The sequence below is a fragment of the Bradyrhizobium sp. SZCCHNR1093 genome (assembly GCF_032381175.1).
Taxonomy (GTDB): domain Bacteria; phylum Pseudomonadota; class Alphaproteobacteria; order Rhizobiales; family Xanthobacteraceae; genus Bradyrhizobium.
In genome coordinates this window covers 638,720-663,482 of record NZ_JAUHJJ010000004.1, presented here as the reverse complement: position 1 = coordinate 663,482, position 24,763 = coordinate 638,720, and the positions used below count along the sequence as shown (strand labels likewise).

The following is a 24,763-nucleotide window of genomic DNA, read 5'->3' as shown; positions in this document are numbered from 1 at the left end:
GCGGTATGATGGGGCCGTTTTTCAGCCGCGGCTGCCAATTGCGAGTGTCCCATGTCTCGTCGTCCGCGACCGCCCATGACTGTTTCCTTCGTCCGCACCGGCGAGCGCCGCTACGCGGTGCGCGCGACGCTCGGTGATGGACGCGCCCTCGAAATGAGCCCGGCGCCTGGCTTCGATCCCTGGATGCCGCATGATCTGCAACACTTCATCGTCGAAAAGCATCTCGGGATCGACGGCGCCGTGTTCGGGCGGCTCGCGGCCGGCGGCACGGCCGGGACTTTTCATTTGGTCCCGCATGCGACCTCGTCCCGCGAGACCGCGCGGCTGCGTCGCAGGCATGAGGCCAGGGACCAGCGCCTGATGCCGGAACGCAGCGAGGACTATGCCCGCTCCGAGCGCGCCACCTATGTGTGCTGGCAGGACTGGCTGCAGCAGGCTGACGATCCGGCGCTGCGGGCGCGCGGGGCCGAGATGGCGCCGTCGGCGCGCAGCCTGCTGGCTGGGATGTCAGCGGAGGAGCGCGCGGTCTACACGCCGGTGCGGCGCGACGCCATCCGACAGGAGTTCGCGCGGCTGAGCCGACGTTGGAGCGCTCTCGCCGTCGGCGAAAGTCTCTCCGAACCGTGGTCAGAACCGGCCCACTTTCTTCCGCGAGCGCATCGCGGCCTCGTGCCTTGACAGGACAGGCGGCTGCATGCGCCATGCCGGCTCTTGCGATGACCTCAATCAGACAGGGCACATCATGCAATTGCCGGCAGGGGACGAGCGCAACGCCGACCAGATCGCCTATTGGAACGGGCCGGGCGGCCAGCGCTGGTCCGATCGCCAGGAGGCGCAGGACATCCTGCTCGCACCGGTGTCGCAGATCCTGATCGACCGCATCGCGGCCAAGCCGGGTGATCGTGTGCTCGATATCGGCTGCGGTTGTGGCGGCCTGTCGATCGCGCTGGCCGGGCAGGTGGCGCCCGGCGGGCATGTGCTCGGGGTCGACATTTCCGCCCCGATGCTGGAGCGGGCGCGCGCGGTGGCGCCGGCCGGGCTTCCCGCCGAGTTCGTGCTGGCCGACGCGACCGTGCATCCGTTCGCGCCGGCGAGCTTCGATCTGCTGGTGTCGCGGTTCGGCGTGATGTTCTTCGCCGATCCGGTGGCGTCGTTCGCCAACATCCGCCGCGCGCTGAAGCCGGGCGGCCGGGTCGTATTCGCCTGCTGGCGCGAGCCGAAAGCCAATCCCTGGATGATCGCGCCGCTGCAGGCGGTCTATCGCCACGTCCCGAAGCTGCCAGAGATGGCGCCCGACGATCCCGGTCCATTTGCCTTCGCATCGGAAGCGCGGGTGACGCGCATCCTGGGCGAGGCCGGCTTCAGCGACGTCGCGCTGGAGGCACATGCGCTGTCGCTCGACGTCGCGATCGGCAAGGGGCTCGATGCGGCCGTACAATCGGCCTTCGAGATCGGCCCCGCCAGCCGCGCGCTGGAGGGGCATCCCCAGGAGACGCGCGATGCGGCGCGGCAGTCGGTTCGCGAGCTGCTGACGCAGTATGTACGCGGCGACAGCGTGACGCTCGCCGGCTCGATCTGGCTGGTGACGGCGCGCGCCTGACGGCGCTCAGGACTGCTCTTCCCAGATCATCGCCAGATGGACGATGGTCTGCACCGCCTTCTCCATGTCCTGGACGCTGACCCATTCGAGACGCGAGTGGAAGGCATGCTCGCCGGCGAAGATGTTGGGGCAGGGCAGGCCCATGAACGACAGCCGCGAACCATCGGTCCCGCCGCGGATCGATGTCCTGACCGGCGTCAGGCCGGCGCGGCGGATCGCCTCCTCGGCATAGGTCACGATCTCCGGATGCAGATCGATGACCTCCTTCATGTTGCGGTATTGCTGCCGAACCTCCATCCGGTAGCTCGAGCGCGGATAGTCCTTCAGGACGTCCCTGACGATGTCCTCGAGCAGCGCTTCCTTCTGCCGCAAGCCCTGCTCGCTGAAATCGCGCACGATGAAATCGAGCCGCGCCTGTTCGAGCGCGCCGGAGATCCCGACCGGATGCAGGAAGCCTTCCTTGCCCTCCGTCGTTTCCGGCGAGCAGCTATCCTTCGGGAGCCGCTCGATGATCGCAGATGCGATCTTGATGGCATGCTCCATCTTGCCCTTGGCAAAGCCGGGATGGGCGCTGACACCGTTGATGAGGATGGTGGCACCGTCGGCGGAGAAGGTCTCGTCCTCGATGTTGCCGGCGGTCTCGCCATCCATCGTGTAGCCGAAATCGGCGCCGAGCTTCTTCAGGTCGACCCGGTCGACGCCGCGGCCGATCTCCTCGTCCGGCGTGAACAGGATCTTGATGGTGCCGTGCTTGATCTGCGGATGGCTGATCAGGAACTGCGCCGCGTCCATGATCTCGGCGATGCCGGCCTTGTTGTCGGCCCCCAGCAGCGTGGTACCGTCCGTGGTGACGATGTCGTTGCCGATCTGGTCCCTCAACGCCGGATGCTCGGCGGCACGGATGATCTGGCTCGGGTCCTTAGGCAGCACGATGTCGCCGCCCTGGTAGTTGCGCACGATCTGCGGCTTCACGTCGGCTCCGGAGCAGTCGGGCGACGTGTCCATGTGCGAGCAGAAGCAGATCACCGGCACGGCCTTGTCGGTGGTGGCCGGGATGGTCGCATAGACGTAGCCGTGGTCGTCCAGATGGGCGTCCGAGAGGCCCATCGCCTGCAGCTCGGCTGCGAGCAACCGGCCGAGATTCTTCTGTTTGAGCGTCGAAGGGCAGGTCGGCGATGTCGGGTCCGACTGGGTGTCGATCACGACATAGCGGAGCAGACGCTCGGTGACGGAGTGGGTGTAGCTGCGAAGCGGATCGGACATGTGCACCACAAGGACAGGAGAGGGAACAATATGTTACCGTATGCATCGGTATACTAATATATCAGTTATTGCATGCCAGATACCAGGGTTCATCAGGCTATCAGTGGTTCCCCCGATCAAAGCGCATCCGCCGGCTCCTTTGCTGCGGAATGCGACGTCGCGACCCGCTGTGATCGGTACCGCCCGCCGGCGGCTGAATTGCGCGCTCCTGCGCGCGCATGGGACCTAAAGGATACCCAGTCCGGCGATTCGAAACTCATCTTCCTTTGCGGCCGTGCCGTTGCGGTCCCGAAGAAAAAAGACGGATCATCGACTTGGCCCATCATCATGCGCGATTTACGGCGGATGCCCGACGCCACTGAGAGAGACCGCGATTGACCGCTCATCAAGGACTTCGCACAGCTATCGGTTCATTGTCCTTGACTTCGAAACATCGCCCCTTTAAGTCGCACTCCTCCGCGGATTTCGCGATCACGCGGGAGTAGCTCAGTTGGTTAGAGCGCCGGCCTGTCACGCCGGAGGTCGCGGGTTCGAGCCCCGTCTCTCGCGCCATGTTTTCAATGGCTTAGCTTTCGATTTGATCCTTTGGCCGCCGCAAGCCGTGCGACCGCGTGATCTCTCCCCGGCCACCACCTGACGCTTCGCCGAACTGCAGGCGCTCCGTCGCTAATCTTTCCGATCGGGCACGAAAAAGGCCACCCAGCGGGTGGCCTGCGACCGCTGTCAGCAGCGGACCGACGGCTCAGCGCACCATCGAGTCGCTGGAACTCGTCACGGTCACAGGCTTGCCGGCCTTCACGACGTGCGATGCCGTCTGGCTGTAGTCCACATTGGCGCGGGTCGCGATACCGAAAGCGGTTACCGCGATGCCTGCGATCAGGGCAACGACGACGATCTTCAGGTGAGTCGATCGGTCTGCGGAATGCAGCGAGTGGTTCATGTCAGCCTCCCGGCGTCTCAGAGCGCCACTTTGTTGCCTGGACATGTACCTCCGCTTTGTTTCGATCCGGTTTCTTCGTTTCCTCAAAATGGTTTCATCGGTTGCAGTCGGAGCGCCGGCAATCGGGAGTATGCGGCCGGAGCCCGTGATCGGCACCCATGCCGGCATCGGCGGTGACCACGGCCGCGCCGGCCGCCGCAGGTGATCTTGATCCGGCGGCCCTTCGTGACCATCTGACGTGATAACGGACGCCTATCGGGTGACGGTCCAGTCGCCTTGCTTGGATCGCTCGATCGAACGCTGATCCGCATCTGTCTCCGACCCCGCCCAGCCTGCGCACGACGGCGTGCGTGCTCGCGATCGCTGATCACCTCAGCATCCCGCGCCGGTCCGTGCGACACCGTAATGCTGCGGGTCTGCAATGCGGCTCCTGCACGCGTCATCCGTGGCGCCGTGGCTCGGTGTGTCCAGGTTTCCGCAATGTGGGGAGGGATGACACCGGCGAGACGGCTTGTCTTGCGCGGCTTGGTGCGCTGCGCTAAGGCTTCGACCAATTCCAATGCAACGAATCTGCGGTTTGCACCGAAACCGCAGAGGAAAGTGGCGCCGATGACCGGCATCCTCCAGAACTATCTCCCCCTCGTCGTGTTCATAGGTGTCGCAGCCATCATCGGGGTGGTTCTGCTGATCGCGCCCTTCCTGGTCGCCTACCAGCAGCCCGATCCCGAGAAGCTCTCCGCGTACGAATGCGGCTTCAATGCGTTCGACGACGCGCGCATGAAGTTCGACGTCCGCTTCTATCTGGTGGCCATCCTTTTCATCATCTTCGACCTCGAAGTCGCCTTCCTGTTCCCCTGGGCAGTGGCATTCGGCAAGCTCGGCGCGGCCGGCTTCTGGTCGATGCTGGTGTTCCTGGCCGTGCTGACGGTCGGGTTTGCCTACGAATGGAAGAAAGGCGCGCTTGAATGGGATTGAGCCCGACCACGTCCTCGACCGGTCCGGTGATCGCACCGGCCCCGAAGGGCATTCTCGATCCCGCGACCGGCAGGCCGATCGGTGCCAACGACCCGTACTTCCTCGAGGTCAGGCACGAACTGTCGGACAAGGGATTCTTCGTTGCCACCGCTGACGATCTCATCACCTGGGCCCGCACCGGCTCCCTGATGTGGATGACGTTCGGCCTGGCCTGCTGCGCCGTCGAGATGATGCAGGTGTCGATGCCGCGCTACGACGTCGAGCGCTTCGGCTTCGCGCCGCGCGCCTCGCCGCGCCAGTCGGACGTGATGATCGTCGCCGGCACCCTGACCAACAAGATGGCGCCGGCGCTGCGCAAGGTCTACGACCAGATGCCGGAGCCGCGCTACGTCATCTCGATGGGGTCGTGCGCCAATGGCGGCGGCTACTATCACTATTCCTATTCGGTGGTCCGCGGCTGCGACCGCATCGTTCCCATTGATATCTATGTGCCCGGCTGTCCGCCGACCGCGGAAGCGCTGCTGTACGGTGTTCTGCTGCTGCAGAAGAAGATCCGGCGCACCGGCACCATCGAACGCTGAAGGTTTTCGTTATGGACGACGGCAGGCTCGACGCCCTTGGGCAGACGATCGTGAGCGCGCTTCCGGGCGCGGCGATCGGCCATTCGGTCGCTTTCAATCAGCTCACGGTGAACGTGGAGCCGGGTCGGATCGTCGAGGTTGTGAAGTATCTGCGTGATGATCCGGCTCTCCGGTTCGTCAACATCACCGACATCACCGCGGTCGACTACCCGGAGCGCGCCAAGCGCTTCGATGTCGTCTACCACTTCCTGTCTCCGACCCTGAACGCACGGATCCGGCTCAAGGCCGAGGCCGACGAGACGACGCAGGTGCCGTCGCTGATCGACGTCTTCCCGGGGGCGGATTGGTTCGAGCGCGAGGCCTATGACCTCTACGGCGTGATCTTCGTCGGTCACCCCGACATGCGCCGCCTGCTGACGGATTACGGCTTCGACGGCCACCCGCTGCGCAAGGACTTCCCCACCACCGGCTTCGTCGAGGTGCGCTACGACGACCAGGAGAAGCGGGTGATCTACGAGCCTGTCAGGCTCAACCAGGAATTCCGCAAGTTCGATTTCCTGTCGCCCTGGGAAGGCGCGGACTATCCGCTGCCCGGCGACGAGAAAGCGACGAAGTGAGTGGGAGCGCGAGCATGAACGAGCAGAGCCCGGCACTCCGCAACTTCACGATCAACTTTGGCCCGCAGCATCCGGCGGCGCACGGTGTGCTGCGCCTTGTGCTGGAGCTGGACGGTGAGGTGGTCGAGCGCGTCGATCCGCATATCGGCCTTCTGCATCGCGGCACCGAGAAGCTGATCGAGACCAAGACCTACATGCAGGCGATGCCCTATTTCGATCGGCTCGACTACGTCGCGCCGATGAACCAGGAGCATGCCTTCTGCCTCGCCGCCGAGCGCCTGCTCGGCATCGAGGTGCCGCGCCGCGGCCAACTGATCCGCGTGCTCTACTCCGAGATCGGACGGCTGCTGTCGCATTTGCTCAACGTCACCACCCAGGCGATGGACGTCGGCGCGCTGACCCCGCCGCTGTGGGGCTTCGAGGAGCGCGAGAAGCTGATGGTGTTCTATGAGCGGGCCTCCGGCTCGCGCATGCACGCCAACTACTTCCGCATCGGTGGCGTCCACCAGGACCTGCCGCCGAAGCTGATCGACGACATCGACGCATTCTGCGATCCGTTCCTGAAGGTGGTCGACGATCTCGACCGGCTTCTCACCGGCAACCGCATCTTCAAGCAGCGTAACGTCGACATCGGCGTCGTGACCCTGAAGCAGGCCTGGGAGTGGGGCTTCTCCGGCGTGATGGTGCGCGGCTCGGGCGCGGCCTGGGACCTGCGCAAGTCGCAGCCCTACGATGTCTATGCCGAGATGGAGTTCGACGTTCCGATCGGCAAGAACGGCGACTGCTACGACCGCTATCTGATCCGCATGGAAGAGATGCGCCAGTCGGTGCGTATCATGAAGCAGTGCATCCAGAAGCTGCGCGCACCGGACGGGCAGGGCCCGGTGATGATCACCGACAACAAGATCGCGCCGCCGCGCCGCGGTGAGATGAAGCGCTCGATGGAAGCGCTGATCCACCACTTCAAGCTCTATACCGAGGGCGTGCACGTCCCCGCGGGTGAGATCTATGCGGCGGTCGAGGCGCCGAAGGGCGAGTTCGGCGTCTATCTTGTCGCCGACGGCACCAACAAGCCCTACAAGTGCAAGATCCGCGCGCCGGGCTTCGCGCATCTGCAGGCGATGGATTTCATCTGCCGCGGCCATCTGCTCGCCGACGTCTCGGCCATTCTCGGCTCGCTCGACATCGTGTTCGGAGAGGTGGACCGCTGATGGGCCATGCGCCGATCCAGTTCGATCGTGCTTCCGGAGCGCTCGAAGGAGCGAACCTCTGGGAGCGCACGGCTGCATTGGCGCTGTCGACCGGCTCGAAGATCTCGTCGCATTTCTCGCATCGCGGCTACAATCGCTGCGCCAACCTGCTGCGCTTGGCGCTGCCCGAGCGCGACATCGCGGTGAAGCTCAACCCGGACGCCGTGTTCGAGTTCCCCTATGGCGACGGCTACTGGAGCAAGCTTCTCAACCGCGACTATCACTATGAGGACGAGCTCGAGCTCCTGTTCCTCGGCACTGTCGATGTCGACTACACCTTCATCGATGGCGGGGCCAATTACGGCTACTGGTCGGTGCTGGTGTCGAGCACGCCCTACGGCTCGCACAAGGCGATCGCGATCGAGCCGTCCTCGGCGAACTTCGCCAAGCTTGCGAACAATGCGCAGATCAACGGCGGCCGCTTCGAAGTGATGAAGTGCGCCATCGGCGAACGCCGCGGCGTCGCGCATCTCACCGGTACCAAGCACGAGGCCTTCAGTATCGCCGGCGACAGCGCTGGCGGTGAGCAGGTGCCAGTGATGGCGCTCGACGATCTCATCGACGACGGCAACGTCGCCGCTTCCGGCAAGTACCTGATCAAGCTCGACGTCGAGGGCGTCGAGATCGAGGCGATCAAGGGTGGGGCGCGGCTGCTTGCGACCGACAGCATGGTCCTGTGCGAGGAGCACGGCCAGGATCGCAATCATACGGTGTCGCGCTACATCCTCGATGAAACGCCGATGCAACTGATGGTCTACGACCCCGCGAGCGGCCGCTTCGAGATCGTGACCGAGCTGTCGATCCTCGACCGCATCAAGGCGTCCGCTCACGTCGGCTATAACGTGTTCGGAACTGCAAGTGCCTTCTGGCAGAATCGCGTCGCAGCGCTCAATGCAAGTGCCGCGCGCCGCATGCAATGAAAGACTGAAGAGCCATGTCCGTCCGCCGTCTTGCCCCGAAGGAAGTCCAGCCCGCGAGCTTTGCGTTCACGGAGGAAAACCTCGCCTTCGCCAAGGCTCAGATCGCGAAATACCCGGAAGGCCGGCAGGCCTCGGCGGTGATCGCGATCCTGTGGCGCGCGCAGGAGCAGAACGAGGGCTGGGTGTCCGAAGCTGCGATCCGCGTCGTCGCTGACATGCTAGGCATGCCCTACATCCGCGTGCTCGAGGTCGCGACTTTCTACACCATGTTCCAGCTGCAGCCGGTCGGCAAGAAGGCGCACGTGCAGGTCTGCGGCACCACGCCGTGCCGGCTGCGCGGCGCCGAGGAACTGATCGAGGTCTGCAAGCACCGCATTCATCACGACCCCTTCCATCTGTCGAAGGATGGCGGCTTCAGCTGGGAAGAGGTCGAGTGCCTGGGCGCCTGCGTGAATGCGCCGATGGTGCAGGTCTGGAAGGACACGTATGAGGACCTGACGCCGGAGAGCTTCGGCAAGGTGCTCGACGGCTTCGCGACCGGCAACCTGCCGACGCCTGGTCCGCAGAACGGCCGCCAGTTCTCGGCGCCCGCCGGCGGTCCGACCACGTTGAAGGAAAAGACATGAGCCGCAACCGCACCCGCGTTGCGGCCCTGACCGAAGAGGGCGCCGCGATGAAGAACTGGCGCTACGTGGCACTGCATACGCTCGCAGCCGCCGCTTTCATTTTCGTGCTGCAGCGGTTCGCGCTCAATGCGACGCTGGAGTCCAGTCTGCTGTGGGCCTTGGTGTTCGGCGGCTGCGCCGCCTTCATCGCCACCATGCAGTCGAACCGCTGACATCCGAGGAAGCCGTCTGATCATGCTCGACGACAAGGACCGCATCTTCACCAACCTCTATGGCCTGCATGATTGGGGCCTCGAAGGCGCACGCCGGCGCGGCAGCTGGGATGGCACCAAGGCGCTGATCGAAAAAGGTCGCGACTGGATCATTAACGAGATGAAGGCCTCCGGCCTGCGCGGCCGCGGCGGCGCCGGCTTCCCGACCGGCCTGAAATGGTCGTTCATGCCGAAGGAATCGACCGACGGCCGGCCGAGCTACCTCGTGGTCAACGCCGACGAGTCCGAGCCCGGCACCTGCAAGGATCGCGAGATCATGCGGCATGATCCGCATCATCTCGTCGAGGGCTGTCTGCTCGCCAGCTTCGCGATGAATGCGCATGCCTGCTACATCTATGTGCGCGGCGAGTTCATCCGCGAGCGCGAGCGGCTGCAGGCGGCGATCGATCAGGCCTATGAGGCCAACCTGATCGGCAAGAACAACATCCATGGCTGGCCGTTCGATGTCTACGTCGCCCACGGCGCCGGCGCCTATATCTGCGGCGAGGAGACCGCGCTGCTGGAGAGCCTCGAGGGCAAGAAGGGCCAGCCGCGGCTGAAGCCGCCATTCCCGGCCAATGTCGGCCTCTATGGCTGCCCGACCACGGTCAACAACGTCGAGTCGATCGCGGTGGCGCCGACCATCCTGCGCCGCGGTGCGGCGTGGTTTGCCGGCATCGGCCGTCCGAACAATGTCGGCACAAAACTGTTCTGCATCTCCGGTCACGTCGAGCGGCCCTGCAACGTCGAAGAGGCGATGGGCATCCCGTTCCGCGAGCTGATCGAGAAGCATTGCGGCGGCATCCGTGGCGGCTGGGATAATCTGAAGGCGGTGATTCCGGGCGGCTCGTCGGTGCGCATGGTGCCGGCCGATCAGATCATCGACACGCCGATGGATTTCGACAGCCTGTCGAAGCTGCGCTCCGGTCTCGGCACCGCCGCCGTGATCGTGATGGACAAATCGACCGACCTGATCCGGGCGATCGCGCGCATCTCCTATTTCTACAAGCATGAGAGCTGCGGCCAGTGCACGCCGTGCCGCGAGGGCACCGGCTGGATGTGGCGCGTGCTGACCCGCATGGCCGAGGGCCGGGCGCACAAGCGCGAGATCGACATGCTGCTCGAGGTCACGAAGCAGATCGAGGGGCACACGATCTGTGCGCTGGGTGACGCCGCGGCGTGGCCGATCCAGGGCCTGATCACGCATTTCCGTCACGAGATCGAGGCGCGGATCGACCAGTATTCGCACAAGGCCGATGTTGACGACGTCGGCGTGCGCGATCCCGCGCACATGGTGGCGGCGGAGTAGGCGATGGCAGGCCGACCTGCCAGCAAGGTTTTCCTTCGCGCCTGTCGCGCCTTCACGGTGCGCGACGGCGCGGTGGCTCGTGGTTTGAGAGAGATGTGAGGCAATGACCAAGATCATCATCGATGGCAAAGAGATCGATGTGCCGCCGGAGTACACGCTGCTGCAGGCGTGCGAGGCGGCAGGCGCCGAGATCCCGCGCTTCTGCTATCATGAGCGGCTGTCGATCGCCGGCAACTGCCGGATGTGCCTCGTCGAGGTGAAGGGCGGACCGAAACCGGTCGCGAGCTGCGCCTGGGGCGTGCGCGATTGCCGGCCGGGCCCGAAGGGCGAGCCGCCGGAAATTTCGACCCGGTCGCCGATGGTCAAGAAGGCACGCGAAGGCGTGATGGAATTCCTTCTGATCAACCATCCGCTCGACTGCCCGATCTGCGACCAGGGCGGCGAGTGCGACCTGCAAGACCAGGCGATGGGCTATGGTGTCGACACCAGCCGCTTCGCCGAGAACAAGCGCGCGGTCGAGGACAAGTATCTCGGCGCGCTGGTCAAGACCTCGATGAACCGCTGCATCCAGTGCACGCGCTGCGTCCGCTTCTCGGCGGAGGTCTGCGGCGTGCCGGAGATGGGCGCGATCGGCCGTGGCGAGGACATGGAGATCACGACCTATCTCGAGCAGGCGCTGAGCTCGGAGCTGCAGGGCAATCTGGTCGACATCTGCCCGGTGGGCGCGCTGACCTCCAAGCCTTATGCGTTTGCGGCGCGTCCCTGGGAGCTCGGCAAGACGCAGTCGATCGACGTGATGGACGGCGTCGGTTCGGCGATCCGCGTCGACACCCGCGGCCGCGAGGTCATGCGCATCCTGCCGCGCATCAATGACTCCGTGAACGAGGAGTGGATCTCCGACAAGACGCGTCATGTCGTCGACGGCCTGCGCACGCAGCGGCTTGACCGTCCTTATGTTCGCGAGGATGGCAAGCTCCGCGCTGCATCCTGGCCGGAAGCGTTCAAGGCGATCGCGACCAAGCTGTCGCGCATCGATGGCAAGCGCGTCGGCGCCATCGCCGGCGATCTCGCCGCAGTCGAGGAGATGTACGCGCTCAAGGATCTGCTCGCAAAGCTCGGCTCGACCAACGTCGCGGTGCAGGGCGGTGACAGCTTCGATGCCAAGCTCGGCCGTGCGTCCTACCTGTTCAATCCGACCATCGCCGGCATCGAGCAGGCCGACGCGATCCTGATCGTCGGTGCCAATCCGCGCAAGGAAGCGGCTGTGCTCAACGCCCGCATCCGCAAGCGTTGGCGCTCCGGTCAGCTCAAGGTCGGCGTCGTCGGTCCCAAGGCCGATCTGACCTATGCGTACGAGCACATCGGCGCTGGCACCGACTCCCTGAGCGACGTCGCTGCCGGCAAGCATTCGTTCGCGACCACCTTCCGTAACGCCAAGAACCCGATCGTGCTGGTCGGCGCCGGCGCCGCAGCGCGCCACGACGGTGCGGCGATCCTGTCGCTGGCCGCCAAGATCGCGATGGACGTCAACGCCGTGCGCGACGACTGGAACGGTTTTGCCGTGCTGCACAATACGGCGTCGCGGGTCGGCGCCCTCGACATCGGCTTCAACGGCACCGGCCTCACGGCCGCGCAGATGACGACGTTCGGCACCATGGACGTGATGGTCCTGCTCGGCGCCGACGAGGTCGAGGTGCCCGAGGGCGTGTTCGTCGTCTACATCGGCACCCATGGCGACCGCGGCGCGCATCGCGCCGACGTCATCCTGCCGGGGGCGGCCTATACCGAGAAGTCGGGCCTCTACGTCAACACCGAGGGCCGAGTGCAGATGGCCGGCCGGGCGTCGTTCCCGCCGGGCGAGGCACGCGAGGACTGGGCGATCATCCGCGCGCTGTCCGACGTGCTCGGCAAGAAGCTTGGCTACGACTCGCTGGCCGCTCTGCGCGCTGCGATCATCAAGGCCGTGCCGCATCTTGGCCGCATCGACCAGATCGAGGCGGGCAAGATCGCCGACATCAAGACCCTGGCGGGCAAGGGCGGCAACCTTGAGAAGGCGCCGTTCAAGCCGCTGATCGACGACTTCTATCTCACCAACCCGATCGCGCGCGCATCGGCGGTCATGGCGGAATGCTCCCGCCTGGCCTCCGGGCAGATGCTGACGGCAGCGGAGTGAGCGTGACCTGATGGCTGATTTCTTTGCAAGCTCGTTCTGGACCGGCTTCCTCTGGCCGCTGATCGTCATGGTCGCGCAGAGCGTCCTGCTTCTGGTCGTGCTGCTGGTCGCGATTGCCTACATCCTGCTGGCCGACCGCAAGATCTGGGCGGCGGTGCAGATCCGCCGGGGTCCCAACGTGGTCGGGCCCTGGGGCCTGTTTCAGTCCTTCGCCGACCTGCTGAAGTTCGTGCTCAAGGAGCCGATCATTCCGGCCGGCGCCAACAAGGGCGTGTTCCTGCTGGCGCCGCTGGTCTCCTGCGTTTTGGCGCTGGCGGCCTGGGCGGTGATCCCGACCAATCTCGGCTGGGCGATCGCCGACATCAATGTCGGCATCCTCTTCATCTTCGCGATCTCGTCGCTGTCGATCTACGGCATCATCATGGCCGGCTGGTCGTCGAACTCGAAGTACCCGTTCCTGGCGGCGCTGCGCTCGGCGGCACAGATGGTGTCCTACGAGGTCTCGATCGGCTTCGTCATCATCACCGTGCTGCTCTGCGCCGGCACCCTGAACCTCTCGGCGGTGGTCGAGGCGCAGCATGCGCGCGGTCTCGCCAGCCTGATCGGCCTGCCGCAGCTGACGATCCTGAACTGGTACGTCTGGCCGCTGTTCCCGATGTTCGTCGTGTTCTACGTCTCGGCGCTGGCCGAGACCAACCGTCCGCCGTTCGATCTGGTGGAGGCGGAATCGGAACTCGTCGCCGGCTTCATGGTGGAATACGGCTCGACGCCGTACCTGCTGTTCATGCTCGGCGAGTATGTCGCGATCACCACGATGTGCGCGCTGGCGACGATCCTGTTTCTGGGCGGCTGGCTGCCGCCGATCGACCTGCCGCCGTTCAACTGGGTGCCGGGCGTCATCTGGTTCTCGCTCAAGCTGTTCTTCATGTTCTTCCTGATCGCGATGGCGAAAGCGATCGTGCCGCGTTACCGCTACGACCAGTTGATGCGTCTGGGCTGGAAAGTCTTCCTGCCGCTGTCGCTGGCCATGGTGGTGATCGTCGCGGGCGTGCTGCACTTCGCCGGCATCGCGCCGAAATGAGGCTGTCATGAACATTTCCGCCACCGCACGGTCGCTGCTGCTGCAGGAGTTCGTCTCCGCGTTCTTCCTCGCGATGCGTTACTTCTTTCAGCCCAAGCCGACCCTGAACTATCCGTTCGAGAAGGGCCCGATCTCGCCGCGCTTCCGCGGCGAGCACGCGCTGCGCCGCTATCCCAATGGCGAGGAGCGCTGCATTGCCTGCAAGCTCTGCGAGGCCGTCTGCCCTGCGCAGGCGATTACGATCGAGGCCGGCCCGCGTCGCAACGACGGCACCCGCCGCACGGTGCGCTACGACATCGACATGGTGAAATGCATCTATTGCGGCCTCTGCCAGGAGGCCTGTCCGGTCGACGCCATCGTCGAAGGACCGAACTTCGAGTTCGCGACCGAGACCCGCGAGGAGCTCTACTATGACAAGGCCAAGCTGCTCGCGAACGGCGACCGCTGGGAGCGCGAGATCTCCAAAGCCATCGCGCTCGACGCGCCGTACCGCTGAGGCCGTCCGATGATCCTTCCTGCGCTCTTCTTCTACCTGTTCGCGGCGGTCTGCGTGGCCTCCGCGGTGATGGTGATCGTCTCGAAGAACCCCGTTCATTCGGTGCTCTATCTGATCCTCGCCTTCGTCAACGCCTCCGGCCTGTTCGTGCTGATGGGAGCCGAATTCCTGGCGATGATCCTGGTCGTCGTCTATGTCGGCGCGGTCGCGGTGCTGTTCCTGTTCGTGATCATGATGCTCGACGTCGACTTCACGGAGCTCCGCGAGGGCTTCCTGCAGTACATGCCGATTGGCCTCGTCATCGGCGGCATCTTCCTGTTCGAGCTGCTGCTGACGGTGTCGTATTGGGTCATCAACCCGACGGCGCCGAAGGCGATCACCGCGGCGATCCCGACCAACGTCACCAACACCGAGGCGCTCGGCCTCGTGCTCTATACGAAATACATCCATTACTTCCAGCTGTCGGGCATGATCCTGCTGGTGGCGATGATCGGCGCGATCGTGCTGACCCTGCGCCACAAGGCGAGCGTCAAGCGCCAGGACATCAACGTCCAGAACGCGCGCACGCCCGAGATGGCGATGGCCGTCCGCAAGGTTGCGGTCGGGCAGGGGCTGCAGGATACGGACGCCGCGGAGTGGGTGAAATGACCATCGGACTGGGACATTACCTCGCCGTCGCCGCGATGCTGTTCACGCTCGGCATCCTCGGCATCTTCCTGAACCGCAAGAACATCATCGTCATCCTGATGTCGATCGAGCTGATCCTGCTCGCGGTGAACATCAACCTGGTGGCGTTCTCCACCTTCCTCGGCGACATCGTAGGGCAGGTGTTCGCGCTGCTGGTTCTGACCGTTGCGGCGGCGGAAGCCGCGATCGGCCTCGCCGTGCTGGTGGTCTACTTCCGCAACCGCGGCTCGATTGCGGTTGAAGACGTCAATCTGATGAAGGGCTAAGGGCGCATGATCCGCACAGATGGGGGCCGGCTTGCCGGCAAGGTCATGCGTAAGGGGACGGGCGAATGATCCAGGCCATTGTCTTTCTGCCGCTGCTCGGCGCGATCCTGGCCGGCCTGATCGCGCTGCTGGGGGCGCATGGACGCCATCCGAGCGGCGATGTGGTTGAGCATCATCACGACGACGACCATCACCACGGCGCCGCCGACGCGCAGGCACATGACGATCACGGTCATGGGCACGATGACCATCATGTCGCCGAGCCGCCCGCGGCCGGCACCTGGGCCGCGCAGGTGATCACGACGGCGCTGTTGTTCGTGTCGGCTGGCCTATCCTGGGCGATGCTGATCAGCGTCGGCTTCATGCATCATGAGGCCGGGGTCAAGGAGCTGCTGCCCTGGATCAATTCCGGCGAGCTGCAGGTCTCCTGGGCGCTGCGCGTCGATACGCTGACGGCGGTGATGCTCGTCGTCGTGACCAGCGTGTCCTCGCTCGTGCATCTCTATTCGATCGGCTACATGGACGAGGATCCGAACCGTCCGCGCTTCTTCGCCTATCTCAGCCTGTTCACCTTCGCGATGCTGATGCTGGTGACGGCGAACAACCTCGTGCAGCTGTTCTTCGGCTGGGAGGGCGTCGGTCTCGCCAGCTACCTGCTGATCGGCTTCTGGTTCCAGAAGCCGTCGGCCAACGCTGCCGCCATCAAGGCCTTCGTCGTCAACCGCGTCGGCGATTTCGGCTTCGCGCTCGGCATCTTCGCCGTGTTCCTGCTGGCGAAGTCGACCGACTTCGAAACCATCTTCGCCGCAGCGCCAAGCTTCGCCGGCAAGACCATCAACTTCCTCGGCTGGAATGCCGACGCGCTGACGCTGACCTGCCTGCTGCTGTTCATGGGTGCGATGGGCAAGTCGGCGCAGTTCCTGCTGCACACCTGGCTGCCGGACGCGATGGAAGGTCCGACCCCGGTCTCGGCGCTGATCCACGCCGCGACCATGGTCACCGCCGGCGTGTTCATGGTGGCGCGCCTGTCGCCGCTGTTCGAGCTCGCGCCCAATGCGCAGGCCGTGGTGATGTTCTTCGGCGCCACAACCGCGTTCTTCGCCGCGACCGTCGGCCTCGTGCAGAACGACATCAAGCGCATCGTCGCGTACTCGACCTGCTCACAGCTCGGCTACATGTTCGTGGCGATGGGAGCAGGGGCCTACTCGGTCGGCATGTTCCACCTGTTCACGCACGCCTTCTTCAAGGCGTTGCTGTTCTTAGGGTCAGGCTCGGTGATCTACGCGATGCACCACGAGCAGGACATCCGCAACATGGGCGGCCTGTGGCGCAAGATCCCATACACCTTCGCGGTGATGACGGTCGGCACCCTGGCGCTCACCGGCTTCCCCGGCTTCGCAGGCTTCTTCTCCAAGGACGCGATCATCGAGGCTGCGTACGCCGCACACAATCCGTTTGCGACCTACGCGTATTTCCTCACCATTGTCGCCGCCGGCCTGACCTCGTTCTATTCCTGGCGCCTGGTGTTCAAGACCTTCTTCGGCACGCCGCACGACCAGCACCACTACGATGCCGCACATGAGAGCCCGATCTGGATGCTGATCCCGATCGGCGTGCTCGCGGCAGGCTCGATCCTGGCCGGCCTCCCGTTCAAGGGCGTGTTCACCGATCCCCATGGTGTCGAGCACTTCTTCGGCGAGTCGCTGAAGATGAACCCGCACATCCTGGAGGACATGGAGCATATGCCGTTCTGGCTCGCTCAACTGCCGTTCATCATGATGGTGCTGGGCTTTGCGGTCTCCTACTTCTTCTACATTAGTCGTCCGGACATCCCGGAGGAGCTGGCGGCCCAGCAGCCGCTGCTCTACAAGTTCCTGCTCAACAAGTGGTACTTCGACGAGCTGTATGACGTGATCTTCGTCCGTCCTGCGAAGTGGCTCGGCCGCTTCCTCTGGAAGAAGGGCGACGGCTTCGTCATCGACGGGTTCGGTCCGGATGGTGTCTCGGCGCGGGTGCTCGACATCACGCGCAACGTCGTCAAGATCCAGACCGGATATCTCTATCATTATGCCTTTGCCATGCTGATCGGCGTCGCCGGCCTGATCACCTGGTTCATGTTCATGGGGGGCCAGCAATGACCACCTGGCCAATTCTCTCTGTCGTCACCTTCCTGCCCATCGTCGGCGCGCTGCTGATCTATCTGGTGCGCGGCGACGACGAGGCGGCCCGGCGCAACGCGCGCTGGATCGCGCTGTGGACCACGCTGATCACCTTCGCGGTGTCGGTGATCCTGGTGCTGCGCTTCGATCCGGCACAGACCGACTTCCAATTCGTCGAGAAGTCGAACTGGCTGGCGGCCGGCATCAGCTATCACATGGGCGTCGACGGCATCTCGCTGCCGTTCGTGATCCTGACCACCGCTTTGATGCCGTTCTGCATCATCGCGAGCTGGAAGTCGGTCACCAACCGGCTGCGCGAATACATGATGGCGTTCCTGATCCTGGAAACGCTGATGGTTGGCACGTTCTCCGCGCTCGACCTCGTTCTGTTCTATCTGTTCTTCGAGGGCGGCCTGATTCCGATGTTCCTGATCATCGGGGTCTGGGGCGGTCCGCGCCGGGTCTACGCCTCGTTCAAGTTCTTCCTCTACACGCTGCTTGGCTCGGTGCTGATGCTGCTCGCCATCATGGCGCTGTACTGGAACGCCGGCACGACCGACATTCCGACCTTGATGCATACGGCGGTGCCGCGCTCCTTGCAGACCTGGGCATGGCTTGCCTTCTTCGCCTCCTTCGCGGTGAAGATGCCGATGTGGCCGGTTCACACCTGGCTGCCGGATGCGCACGTCGAGGCGCCCACCGCGGGCTCGGTGATTCTCGCCGCGATCCTGCTGAAGATGGGCGGCTACGGCTTCCTGCGCTTCTCGCTGCCGATGTTTCCGCTGGCGTCGCACGACTTCGCGCCGCTGGTCTTTACGCTCTCGGCGATCGCGATCATCTACACCTCGCTGGTCGCGCTGATGCAGGAGGACATCAAGAAGCTCATTGCCTATTCGTCGGTGGCGCATATGGGCTTCGTCACGATGGGCATCTTCGCCGGCACCATGCAGGGCGTGGCCGGGGGCGTGTTCCAGATGATCTCCCACGGCATCGTCTCGGGCGCGCTGTTCCTCTGCGTCGGTATCGTCTACGACCGGATGCACACCCGCGAGATCGCGGCCTATGGCGGCCTCGTCAACCGGATGCCGGTCTATGCGCTGGTGTTCATGGTGTTCACCATGGCCAATGTCGGCCTGCCCGGCACCTCCGGCTTCGTCGGCGAGTTCATGACCCTGCTCGGCACTTTCAAGGTGTCGATCCCGACCGCGTTCTTCGCGACCTTCGGCGTCATCCTCTCGGCGGCCTACGCGCTGTGGCTCTACCGCAAGGTGGTGTTCGGTGCGCTGACCAAGCCGTCGCTGGCCAGCATCAAGGATCTCACCCTGCGTGAGGGCGTGATCCTGTTTCCGCTGGTGGCGCTGACCATCCTGTTCGGCGTTTATCCGAAGCCGATCCTCGATATGTCGGCGGCGTCGGTGCAGCAGCTCGTCAACAACTACAATACCGCCGTGACGGCCGTGAAGGCCGCCGCGCTGCTCCAATGATGAGACCTTGAGGGGTCGGGACACAGACGATGATCGAGAATCTTGGGCCTCAGCTTTGGGTGGTGTTGCCGGAGCTGCTGTTGGCCGTGGGGGCCATGGCGCTGTTGATGCTGGGCGCGTTTCGCGGACAGGGGACGACGGGGCTCGTCACCTGGCTGGCGGTCGCTCTGCTGATCGTGGTCGGCATCCTGGTGCTCGGGCAGCCGGGCGGCCAGGCGTTCGGCGGCAGCTTCATCGCTGACAGCTACGCGCGCTTCCTGAAGATCCTAGCGCTGATCGGCTCGATCGCGACGCTGATCATGTCGGTCGAATTCCTGTCGGCGCCGGACCGCCGCATCTTCGAATATGCGATCCTGGTGCTGCTCTCGACCTTGGGCATGCTGGTGCTGATCTCGGCCGGCGACCTGATCACGCTCTACCTCGGTCTCGAGCTGATGTCGCTCGCGCTCTACGTTGTCGCGGCCAGCCATCGTGACAACGTCAAGTCGACAGAGGCTGGCCTGAAGTACTTCGTGCTGGGCGCGCTGTCCTCCGGCATGCTGCTGTACGGTGCATCGCTCATCTACGGCTTTACCGGAACGGTGAGCTTTGCCGGGATCGCGGCGGCCACGAAGGCCGGCAGCGTCGGCATCATATTTGGCCTGGTGTTCCTGTTTGCCGGCATGTGCTTCAAGATCTCGGCGGTGCCGTTCCACATGTGGACGCCGGACGTCTATGAAGGCGCGCCGACGCCGGTGACGGCGTTCTTCGCCTCCGCGCCCAAGGTGGCGGCGATGGCCGTGTTCGCGCGCGTCGCGCTGACCGCATTCCCCGCCATCACCTTCCAATGGCAGCAGATCATCGTGTTCGTCTCGATCGCCTCGATGGCGCTCGGCTCGTTCGCCGCGATCGGCCAGACCAACATCAAGCGCCTGATGGCCTATTCGTCGATCGGCCACATGGGCTTCGCGCTGGTCGGTCTCGCCGCCGGTACGGTCGAGGGCGCGCAGGGCGTGCTGACCTACATCGCGATCTACGTCGCGATGACGCTCGGCTCCTTCGCCGTGATCATGGCGATCAAGCGCAACGGCCAGTCGTTCGAGAAGATCAGCGATTTTTCGGGACTTTCGCGCACCAATCCGCTGCTCGCCTTCTTCTTCGCGATGCTGCTGTTCTCGCTGGCCGGCGTTCCTCCGCTCGCGGGCTTCTTCGCCAAATGGTACGTGTTCGTCGCCGCGATCAAGGGCGGGCTGTTCACACTGTCGGTGATCGGCGTCCTTACCAGCGTGGTCGGCGCCTACTATTATCTGCTGATCGTCAAGACGATGTATTTCGACGAGCCGCTGCCGACGCTCGATCCCGTCAGGATCGAGCTGCGCACCGTGCTCGCGATCTCCGGCATCTTCAACATCCTGTTCTTCGCCTATCCCGGCCCGCTCGTCAGCGCGGCCGCGGCCGCGGCGAAATCGCTGTTCTAGATGACGTTTGCGCTAGGGTCCCAGGCCGCCAAGGCTGGCTACGGACTCGTCACGTTCGACCAGACCGGCTCGACCAATGTCGAGGCGCTGAAGTCAGCCCGAGAGGGCGGCAGGGCGCCATGCTGGTTCGTCACATCGGAGCAGACGGCCGGGCGCGGCCGGCGCCAGCGTCCGTGGATCGCCCCGCGTGGCAATCTGGCCTCGAGCGTGCTGGAAGTGCTGAACGTGGCTCCTGCGATCGCAGCCACACTCGGCTTTGCCGCAGGCCTCTCCATCGAGAGCGCGTTGCGCCAGGTGAGCATCGAGGCTGCGCTGCGGTCCGGAGCACACGCGTCATTTGCGCTGAAATGGCCGAACGACGTTCTCGCTGACGGCCGCAAGATCGTCGGCATGCTGCTCGAGGCGGAGCAGGTGGCTGGCGGATTGGCGGTGGTTGTCGGCATCGGAACCAACGTGGTGGCGGCGCCGCCGGATACCCCGACTCCGGCGGTATCGTTGGCGGACCTCGGCATCCAGGTGACCGCCGAGGATCTGTTCTCGGCGCTGTCGGATGCCTGGGTCGAATATTTCGGCATCTGGAACGAGGGGCGGGGCTTCGGTGATATCCGCAGGCTCTGGCTGGAGCGGGCGGCAGGCCTCGGCCAGCCGGTCGCCATCAGGTCCGGACATGCTATCATCGAGGGGATTTTCGACACGATCGACGAACAGGGTTGTATGCTGGTGCGGACCGCGGAGGGACGATTGGAGCCGATCACGGCCGGTGATGTTCATTTCGGCTCGGTCGCATCCAAAGGAGCGGTCTAGATGGCACGTCCCGACGAACTGACATTTGCGCCGCTCGGAGGTGTCGGCGAGATCGGCATGAACCTGTCGATCTACGGGCTCGGCAATCGCCACCAGCGCTCGTGGCTCGCGATCGATCTTGGCGTCTCCTTCGGCGATGAGGAGCATCTGCCGGGCATCGACCTGATCATGCCCGACGTCGCCTTCCTGGAGAAGGAGCGCAACAACCTGGTCGGCCTCGTGCTGACCCACGCGCATGAGGACCATTTCGGCGCCATCATCGATCTGTGGCCGCGGCTGAAATGCCCGATCTACGCGACCAAGTTCAGCGCCGCGCTGTTCGAGGCCAAGTGTGAGGCTGAGCGCCTCCCGGCCAAGATCCCGGTCAAGGTGATCCCCTCCGGCGGCCGCGTCGACATCGGTCCTTTCAACGTCGAGTTCATTCCGGTCGCGCATTCGATCCCTGAATCGCACGCGCTGGCGATCCACACCGAGGTCGGCACCGTCCTGCACACCGGTGACTGGAAGATCGATCCGACGCCGGTGTTGGGCGCGCCGACGGATGAGAAGCGGCTGCGCGAGCTCGGCGACGCCGGACTTCTCGCCTTGATCGGGGATTCCACCAACGCGGTGCGCGAGGGACGCTCGCCGTCGGAGGCCGAGGTTGCCAAGACGATTACGACCCTGGTCAAGGAGGCGCGCGGCCGCGTGGCCGTGACCACCTTCGCCTCCAACGTCGCGCGTATCCGCGCCGTCGCCGAAGCGGCGCGCGCGGCCGAGCGCGAGGTCGTCATCGTCGGCCGCGCCATGGAGCGCGTGGTCCAGGTCGCGCGCGAGACCGGTTATCTCGATGGCGTGCAGAACTTCCGCGGCATGGACCTCTACGGGCACTTTCCGGCCGACAAGGTGCTGGCGCTGTGCACGGGCAGCCAGGGCGAGCCGCGCGCCGCGCTCTCGCGCATCGCCAATGACGATCATCCGCTGGTCACCTTGAACAAGGGCGACACTGTCATCTTCTCGTCGCGCACCATCCCCGGCAACGAGAAGGCGGTCGGCGCCGTCATCAACGGGCTGGTGCAGCAGGGTATCGAGATCATCACCGACCGCAATCATCTGGTTCATGTCTCCGGCCATCCGCGCCGCGACGAGCTGCGCGACATGATCGCGTGGACGCGGCCGCAGCTCCTGATCCCCGTCCATGGCGAGGCGCTGCATCTCCACGAGCATGCGAGGCTGGCGCGCGCCTGCGGCGTGCCCAAGGTGATCACCTGCCGCAACGGCGATCTCGTCAAGCTCGGTCCCGGCGATCCCGGAATCATCGACCAGCTGCCGGCAGGGCGCCTCTACAAGGACGGCAGCATCGTCGAGGATTCGAAGTCGCGCGCCGTGGTCGAGCGTCGCAAGATGGCCTTTGCCGGCTGCATCTTCGTGGCGCTCGCCATCACCGAGAAGGGCGAGCTGGCCGACGATCCGGAAGTCGACATGGTCGGCATCCCCGAGAAGAATGCGGCGGGCGAGGAGATGGACGACATCGTCTTCGATGCTGTCGTCTCGACCTTCGAAGGTCTGCCGCGGGCGCGTCGGCGCGATCCGGACGCAGCGGCAGAATCCGTGCGGCGGGCGGTGCGTTCGGCGGTCAATGAGCAATGGGGCAAGAAGCCGATCTGTCTGGTTCACGTCCTGGAAGTCTGACGCAGGCCGATCAAACGGCGGTTCAAAAGAAAAGTGGAGGATGTCATGCTGGGCCGGCTCAACCACGTCGCCATCGCGGTCAAGGACGCCGAAAAGGCCGCCAAGATCTACGGCGCGGCGTTCGGCGCCGAGATATCCCCAGCCGTCCCGTTGCCTGAGCACGGCGTGATCACCGTGTTCGTGACCCTGCCCAATACCAAGATCGAGTTCATTCAGCCGCTGGGCGAAGCGTCGCCGATCGCGAAGTTTCTCGAGCGCAATGCGGATGGCGGCATCCATCACGTCTGCTACGAGGTGGCCGACATCATCGCCTCGCGCGACACGCTGATCAAGGAGGGCGCCCGCGTGCTCGGCGACGGCCAGCCGAAGATCGGCGCCCATGGCAAGCCGGTGCTGTTCCTGCATCCGAAGGATTTTTCCGGCGCGCTCGTCGAGATCGAGCAGGCCTGAGGCAGCGGGGCGATCATGGCCTATACGATCTCTACCTGGCTCGCGATCTACTTCGTGCTGTGGTGGGTCATGCTGTTCGTGACCCTGCCGTTCGGCGTGCGCAGCCAGCACGAGACGGGCGGCGGCTCGCCCGGCACCGATCCCGGGGCGCCGACCATCAGCCTGATGGGACGCCGCCTGATCTGGACGACGCTGCTGTCGGCGGTCGTGTTCGGCCTGGCACTCGTGGCCTATCAGGCCGGGTATCTCAGCATCGAGCGACTGTCGCGGCTGATGGGGATTCCGTTCTAGCTGCCGCTCGCATCGCACAACGTTCTCTCGAAGCCGATGCGCGGACGCGCGTCGGCTTTTTTGCTATAGGAGGTCAAAACAAGTTCGATAGGGAGGTTGCGCGTGACGACATCGGCCGAGGCCCGGAACGGGACGCCATCGGGCTATCGCATTCTGAACGAGACTGATCTTCGAAACTATCTCGCGGGGATCCCTTCAGTTGCAGGGCAACTCGGCGGACCGGCCGAGCGCTGGTCGATCACCGAGGTCGGCGATGGCAACCTCAATCTCGTCTTCATCGTCAAGGGATCGTCCGGCGGACTCGCGGTGAAGCAGGCGCTGCCTTACGTGCGGCTGGTCGGCGAGAGCTGGCCGCTGCCGCTGTCACGCGCCCACTATGAGCATCTGGCGCTGACGCATCAGAACCGCCTTGCCCCGGGCCTCGTGCCGGCCATCGTTCATCATGATCCGGCGCTGGCGCTGACGGCGATGGAGCTGCTGGAGCCGCACATCATCATGCGCAAGGGGCTGGTCGCGGGCACGATCTATGCGGCCTTCGTCGATCACATCACGACCTTCATGGCGCGGACGCTGTTCTTCTCGTCCGACCTCGCGCTGTCTGCCGCCGCGAAGAAGGAGGCGATCGCGAGCTTTGCCGGCAATCATGCGCTGTGCAAGATCACGGAGGACCTGATCTTCACCGATCCCTATCGGATCGCTGAGCAGAACCGCTGGACCTCACCATGGCTCGACGCGACCGCGGCCGACATTCGTGCCGATCTCGATCTTCATGTCGCGGTCTCCCGGCTGAAGCTGAAGTTCTTGTCGAGCGCCGAGGCGCTGATCCATGGCGACCTGCACACCGGATCGATCATGGTCACTGAGACTGAGACCCGGGTGATCGATCCGGAATTCGCCTTCTACGGCCCGATGGGCTTCGACGTCGGTGCTGTCCTGGCCAACTTGTTGATGGCCTATTTTGCGTCGGCCGGACACGAGCGCGCGCCCGCCGACAGGGCGGCATTCGAGGGCTGGGTGCTGATCACCGTGGACCAGGTGTGGAGCGCGTTCGCGGGCAAGTTCCTGGCGCTGTGGCGCAGCGAGGCCATCGGCGATGCCTATCCGCTCTCGCTGTTTCCCGGTGAAGCAGGAACTGCGCGGCTTGAGGCCGAACGTCAGGCCTTCATGGCGCGCCTGTTCCAGGATGCCGTCGGATTTGCAGCCGCGAAGATCATCCGTCGTATTCTCGGCCTGGCGCACAACATCGATTTCGAGCTGATCGAGGATGAGAAGCGGCGCGCGACCTGCGAGGCGCGGGCATTGCGCTTGGCCCGAACGCTGATGGTGGAGACGGCATCGTTCACGTCGATCGAGGCCGTGACACGCGCCGCGCGCGAGCTGCGTCACTGGCAGCCTGGTTTTTGATTCACGGG

General features: G+C 64.6%; 25 protein-coding genes and 1 tRNA gene. 24 read left to right on the top strand and 2 right to left on the bottom strand.

Annotation, left to right across the window (positions count from 1 at the left end; all coding sequences use genetic code 11):
• The first annotated feature begins 75 nt into the window (after positions 1-75).
• The gene (locus QX070_RS17660) at positions 76-678 is read left to right on the top strand and encodes a hypothetical protein (RefSeq protein WP_315738276.1); all 603 of its coding nucleotides are present in this window, start codon (positions 76-78) and stop codon (positions 676-678) included.
• 64 nt (positions 679-742) lie between these two features.
• Positions 743-1,600, top strand: coding sequence for a class I SAM-dependent methyltransferase (locus tag QX070_RS17655; protein ID WP_315738275.1), 858 nt, complete (start codon positions 743-745; stop codon positions 1,598-1,600).
• 6 nt (positions 1,601-1,606) lie between these two features.
• Here QX070_RS17655 and pepT read toward each other — a convergent pair whose 3' ends face one another.
• Positions 1,607-2,863 carry a peptidase T gene (gene pepT, locus QX070_RS17650; RefSeq protein WP_315738274.1) on the bottom strand — a complete coding sequence of 419 codons (1,257 nt, stop codon included), beginning with the start codon at positions 2,861-2,863 and terminating at the stop codon, positions 1,607-1,609.
• Between the two features lie 475 nt (positions 2,864-3,338).
• Between pepT and QX070_RS17645 the strand changes: the two genes are divergently transcribed.
• A tRNA-Asp gene (locus tag QX070_RS17645) sits at positions 3,339-3,415 on the top strand.
• A 190-nt stretch (positions 3,416-3,605) separates the two neighbouring features.
• Here QX070_RS17645 and QX070_RS17640 read toward each other — a convergent pair.
• A complete protein-coding gene (locus QX070_RS17640; protein WP_315738273.1) occupies positions 3,606-3,803 on the bottom strand; it encodes a hypothetical protein in 198 nt (65 codons plus the stop codon).
• A gap of 609 nt (positions 3,804-4,412) precedes the next feature.
• On the opposite strand from QX070_RS17640, the gene QX070_RS17635 reads away from it, so the two are divergent.
• The 21 genes from QX070_RS17635 (at position 4,413) to mtnK (ending at position 24,755) form a co-directional block, all read left to right on the top strand.
• Positions 4,413-4,778, top strand: coding sequence for an NADH-quinone oxidoreductase subunit A (locus tag QX070_RS17635; protein ID WP_008964559.1), 366 nt, complete (start codon positions 4,413-4,415; stop codon positions 4,776-4,778).
• The gene (locus QX070_RS17630; RefSeq protein ID WP_284418856.1) at positions 4,775-5,359 is read left to right on the top strand and encodes a NuoB/complex I 20 kDa subunit family protein; all 585 of its coding nucleotides are present in this window, start codon (positions 4,775-4,777) and stop codon (positions 5,357-5,359) included. The genes QX070_RS17635 and QX070_RS17630 overlap by 4 nt, the downstream gene beginning before the upstream one ends.
• An 11-nt stretch (positions 5,360-5,370) precedes the next feature.
• Positions 5,371-5,976 carry an NADH-quinone oxidoreductase subunit C gene (locus QX070_RS17625; protein WP_315738272.1) on the top strand — a complete coding sequence of 202 codons (606 nt, stop codon included), beginning with the start codon at positions 5,371-5,373 and terminating at the stop codon, positions 5,974-5,976.
• Positions 5,977-5,990: 14 nt separating this feature from the next.
• Positions 5,991-7,187: an NADH-quinone oxidoreductase subunit D gene (locus tag QX070_RS17620; protein WP_315711546.1), complete on the top strand. Its 1,197-nt coding sequence runs from the start codon at positions 5,991-5,993 to the stop codon at positions 7,185-7,187.
• Positions 7,187-8,146, top strand: a complete 960-nt coding sequence (locus tag QX070_RS17615; RefSeq protein WP_315738271.1) for an FkbM family methyltransferase — start codon at positions 7,187-7,189, stop codon at positions 8,144-8,146. Before QX070_RS17620 ends, QX070_RS17615 begins: the two co-directional genes overlap by 1 nt.
• 14 nt (positions 8,147-8,160) lie before the next feature.
• Entirely contained in the window at positions 8,161-8,772 is a 612-nt protein-coding gene (gene nuoE / locus QX070_RS17610; protein ID WP_315738270.1) for an NADH-quinone oxidoreductase subunit NuoE, read from the top strand.
• A complete protein-coding gene (locus QX070_RS17605; RefSeq protein ID WP_315711550.1) occupies positions 8,769-8,984 on the top strand; it encodes a hypothetical protein in 216 nt (71 codons plus the stop codon). Before nuoE ends, QX070_RS17605 begins: the two co-directional genes overlap by 4 nt.
• A gap of 22 nt (positions 8,985-9,006) precedes the next feature.
• Complete coding sequence (gene nuoF, locus QX070_RS17600) at positions 9,007-10,332, top strand: NADH-quinone oxidoreductase subunit NuoF (protein WP_315738269.1); 1,326 nt, start codon at positions 9,007-9,009, stop codon at positions 10,330-10,332.
• A 103-nt stretch (positions 10,333-10,435) separates the two neighbouring features.
• On the top strand, positions 10,436-12,505 hold the full coding sequence (gene nuoG / locus QX070_RS17595) for an NADH-quinone oxidoreductase subunit NuoG (protein WP_315738268.1): 2,070 nt from the start codon (positions 10,436-10,438) through the stop codon (positions 12,503-12,505).
• A 10-nt stretch (positions 12,506-12,515) separates the two neighbouring features.
• A complete protein-coding gene (gene nuoH, locus QX070_RS17590) occupies positions 12,516-13,586 on the top strand; it encodes an NADH-quinone oxidoreductase subunit NuoH (protein WP_315738267.1) in 1,071 nt (356 codons plus the stop codon).
• Between the two features lie 7 nt (positions 13,587-13,593).
• On the top strand, positions 13,594-14,082 hold the full coding sequence (gene nuoI / locus QX070_RS17585) for an NADH-quinone oxidoreductase subunit NuoI (RefSeq protein WP_006611003.1): 489 nt from the start codon (positions 13,594-13,596) through the stop codon (positions 14,080-14,082).
• Positions 14,083-14,091: 9 nt separating this feature from the next.
• The gene (locus QX070_RS17580; protein WP_315738266.1) at positions 14,092-14,730 is read left to right on the top strand and encodes an NADH-quinone oxidoreductase subunit J; all 639 of its coding nucleotides are present in this window, start codon (positions 14,092-14,094) and stop codon (positions 14,728-14,730) included.
• Positions 14,727-15,035 (top strand): NADH-quinone oxidoreductase subunit NuoK, encoded by a 309-nt coding sequence (nuoK, locus tag QX070_RS17575; RefSeq protein ID WP_284418728.1) that lies wholly within the window; start codon positions 14,727-14,729, stop codon positions 15,033-15,035. The genes QX070_RS17580 and nuoK overlap by 4 nt, the downstream gene beginning before the upstream one ends.
• Positions 15,036-15,100: 65 nt before the next feature.
• Positions 15,101-17,173: an NADH-quinone oxidoreductase subunit L gene (nuoL, locus tag QX070_RS17570; RefSeq protein ID WP_315738265.1), complete on the top strand. Its 2,073-nt coding sequence runs from the start codon at positions 15,101-15,103 to the stop codon at positions 17,171-17,173.
• Positions 17,170-18,678 carry an NADH-quinone oxidoreductase subunit M gene (locus QX070_RS17565; RefSeq protein ID WP_315738264.1) on the top strand — a complete coding sequence of 503 codons (1,509 nt, stop codon included), beginning with the start codon at positions 17,170-17,172 and terminating at the stop codon, positions 18,676-18,678. The genes nuoL and QX070_RS17565 overlap by 4 nt, the downstream gene beginning before the upstream one ends.
• A gap of 29 nt (positions 18,679-18,707) precedes the next feature.
• Complete coding sequence (nuoN, locus tag QX070_RS17560) at positions 18,708-20,135, top strand: NADH-quinone oxidoreductase subunit NuoN (RefSeq protein WP_315738263.1); 1,428 nt, start codon at positions 18,708-18,710, stop codon at positions 20,133-20,135.
• Positions 20,136-20,939 (top strand): biotin--[acetyl-CoA-carboxylase] ligase, encoded by an 804-nt coding sequence (locus QX070_RS17555; protein ID WP_315738262.1) that lies wholly within the window; start codon positions 20,136-20,138, stop codon positions 20,937-20,939. It abuts the gene before it with no gap.
• On the top strand, positions 20,940-22,610 hold the full coding sequence (locus QX070_RS17550; protein WP_315738261.1) for a ribonuclease J: 1,671 nt from the start codon (positions 20,940-20,942) through the stop codon (positions 22,608-22,610). It begins immediately after the preceding gene.
• 45 nt (positions 22,611-22,655) lie between these two features.
• Positions 22,656-23,060 carry a methylmalonyl-CoA epimerase gene (gene mce, locus QX070_RS17545; protein WP_315738260.1) on the top strand — a complete coding sequence of 135 codons (405 nt, stop codon included), beginning with the start codon at positions 22,656-22,658 and terminating at the stop codon, positions 23,058-23,060.
• A 15-nt stretch (positions 23,061-23,075) separates the two neighbouring features.
• On the top strand, positions 23,076-23,351 hold the full coding sequence (locus QX070_RS17540) for a DUF1467 family protein (protein ID WP_315738259.1): 276 nt from the start codon (positions 23,076-23,078) through the stop codon (positions 23,349-23,351).
• Between the two features lie 102 nt (positions 23,352-23,453).
• A complete protein-coding gene (gene mtnK, locus QX070_RS17535) occupies positions 23,454-24,755 on the top strand; it encodes an S-methyl-5-thioribose kinase (protein ID WP_315738258.1) in 1,302 nt (433 codons plus the stop codon).
• Positions 24,756-24,763: the final 8 nt, after the last annotated feature.

What these genes read in the sequence shown, in the direction of transcription:
- QX070_RS17660 (WP_315738276.1), top strand. Translation starts at nt 76, where the DNA reads ATGACTGTTTCCTTCGTCCGCACCGGCGAGCGCCGCTACGCGGTGCGC.
- QX070_RS17655 (WP_315738275.1), top strand. Translation starts at nt 743, where the DNA reads ATGCAATTGCCGGCAGGGGACGAGCGCAACGCCGACCAGATCGCCTAT.
- pepT (WP_315738274.1), bottom strand. Translation starts at nt 2,863, where the DNA reads ATGTCCGATCCGCTTCGCAGCTACACCCACTCCGTCACCGAGCGTCTG.
- QX070_RS17640 (WP_315738273.1), bottom strand. Translation starts at nt 3,803, where the DNA reads ATGAACCACTCGCTGCATTCCGCAGACCGATCGACTCACCTGAAGATC.
- QX070_RS17635 (WP_008964559.1), top strand. Translation starts at nt 4,413, where the DNA reads ATGACCGGCATCCTCCAGAACTATCTCCCCCTCGTCGTGTTCATAGGT.
- QX070_RS17625 (WP_315738272.1), top strand. Translation starts at nt 5,371, where the DNA reads ATGGACGACGGCAGGCTCGACGCCCTTGGGCAGACGATCGTGAGCGCG.
- QX070_RS17620 (WP_315711546.1), top strand. Translation starts at nt 5,991, where the DNA reads ATGAACGAGCAGAGCCCGGCACTCCGCAACTTCACGATCAACTTTGGC.
- QX070_RS17615 (WP_315738271.1), top strand. Translation starts at nt 7,187, where the DNA reads ATGGGCCATGCGCCGATCCAGTTCGATCGTGCTTCCGGAGCGCTCGAA.
- nuoE (WP_315738270.1), top strand. Translation starts at nt 8,161, where the DNA reads ATGTCCGTCCGCCGTCTTGCCCCGAAGGAAGTCCAGCCCGCGAGCTTT.
- QX070_RS17605 (WP_315711550.1), top strand. Translation starts at nt 8,769, where the DNA reads ATGAGCCGCAACCGCACCCGCGTTGCGGCCCTGACCGAAGAGGGCGCC.
- nuoF (WP_315738269.1), top strand. Translation starts at nt 9,007, where the DNA reads ATGCTCGACGACAAGGACCGCATCTTCACCAACCTCTATGGCCTGCAT.
- nuoG (WP_315738268.1), top strand. Translation starts at nt 10,436, where the DNA reads ATGACCAAGATCATCATCGATGGCAAAGAGATCGATGTGCCGCCGGAG.
- nuoH (WP_315738267.1), top strand. Translation starts at nt 12,516, where the DNA reads ATGGCTGATTTCTTTGCAAGCTCGTTCTGGACCGGCTTCCTCTGGCCG.
- nuoI (WP_006611003.1), top strand. Translation starts at nt 13,594, where the DNA reads ATGAACATTTCCGCCACCGCACGGTCGCTGCTGCTGCAGGAGTTCGTC.
- QX070_RS17580 (WP_315738266.1), top strand. Translation starts at nt 14,092, where the DNA reads ATGATCCTTCCTGCGCTCTTCTTCTACCTGTTCGCGGCGGTCTGCGTG.
- nuoK (WP_284418728.1), top strand. Translation starts at nt 14,727, where the DNA reads ATGACCATCGGACTGGGACATTACCTCGCCGTCGCCGCGATGCTGTTC.
- nuoL (WP_315738265.1), top strand. Translation starts at nt 15,101, where the DNA reads ATGATCCAGGCCATTGTCTTTCTGCCGCTGCTCGGCGCGATCCTGGCC.
- QX070_RS17565 (WP_315738264.1), top strand. Translation starts at nt 17,170, where the DNA reads ATGACCACCTGGCCAATTCTCTCTGTCGTCACCTTCCTGCCCATCGTC.
- nuoN (WP_315738263.1), top strand. Translation starts at nt 18,708, where the DNA reads ATGATCGAGAATCTTGGGCCTCAGCTTTGGGTGGTGTTGCCGGAGCTG.
- QX070_RS17555 (WP_315738262.1), top strand. Translation starts at nt 20,136, where the DNA reads ATGACGTTTGCGCTAGGGTCCCAGGCCGCCAAGGCTGGCTACGGACTC.
- QX070_RS17550 (WP_315738261.1), top strand. Translation starts at nt 20,940, where the DNA reads ATGGCACGTCCCGACGAACTGACATTTGCGCCGCTCGGAGGTGTCGGC.
- mce (WP_315738260.1), top strand. Translation starts at nt 22,656, where the DNA reads ATGCTGGGCCGGCTCAACCACGTCGCCATCGCGGTCAAGGACGCCGAA.
- QX070_RS17540 (WP_315738259.1), top strand. Translation starts at nt 23,076, where the DNA reads ATGGCCTATACGATCTCTACCTGGCTCGCGATCTACTTCGTGCTGTGG.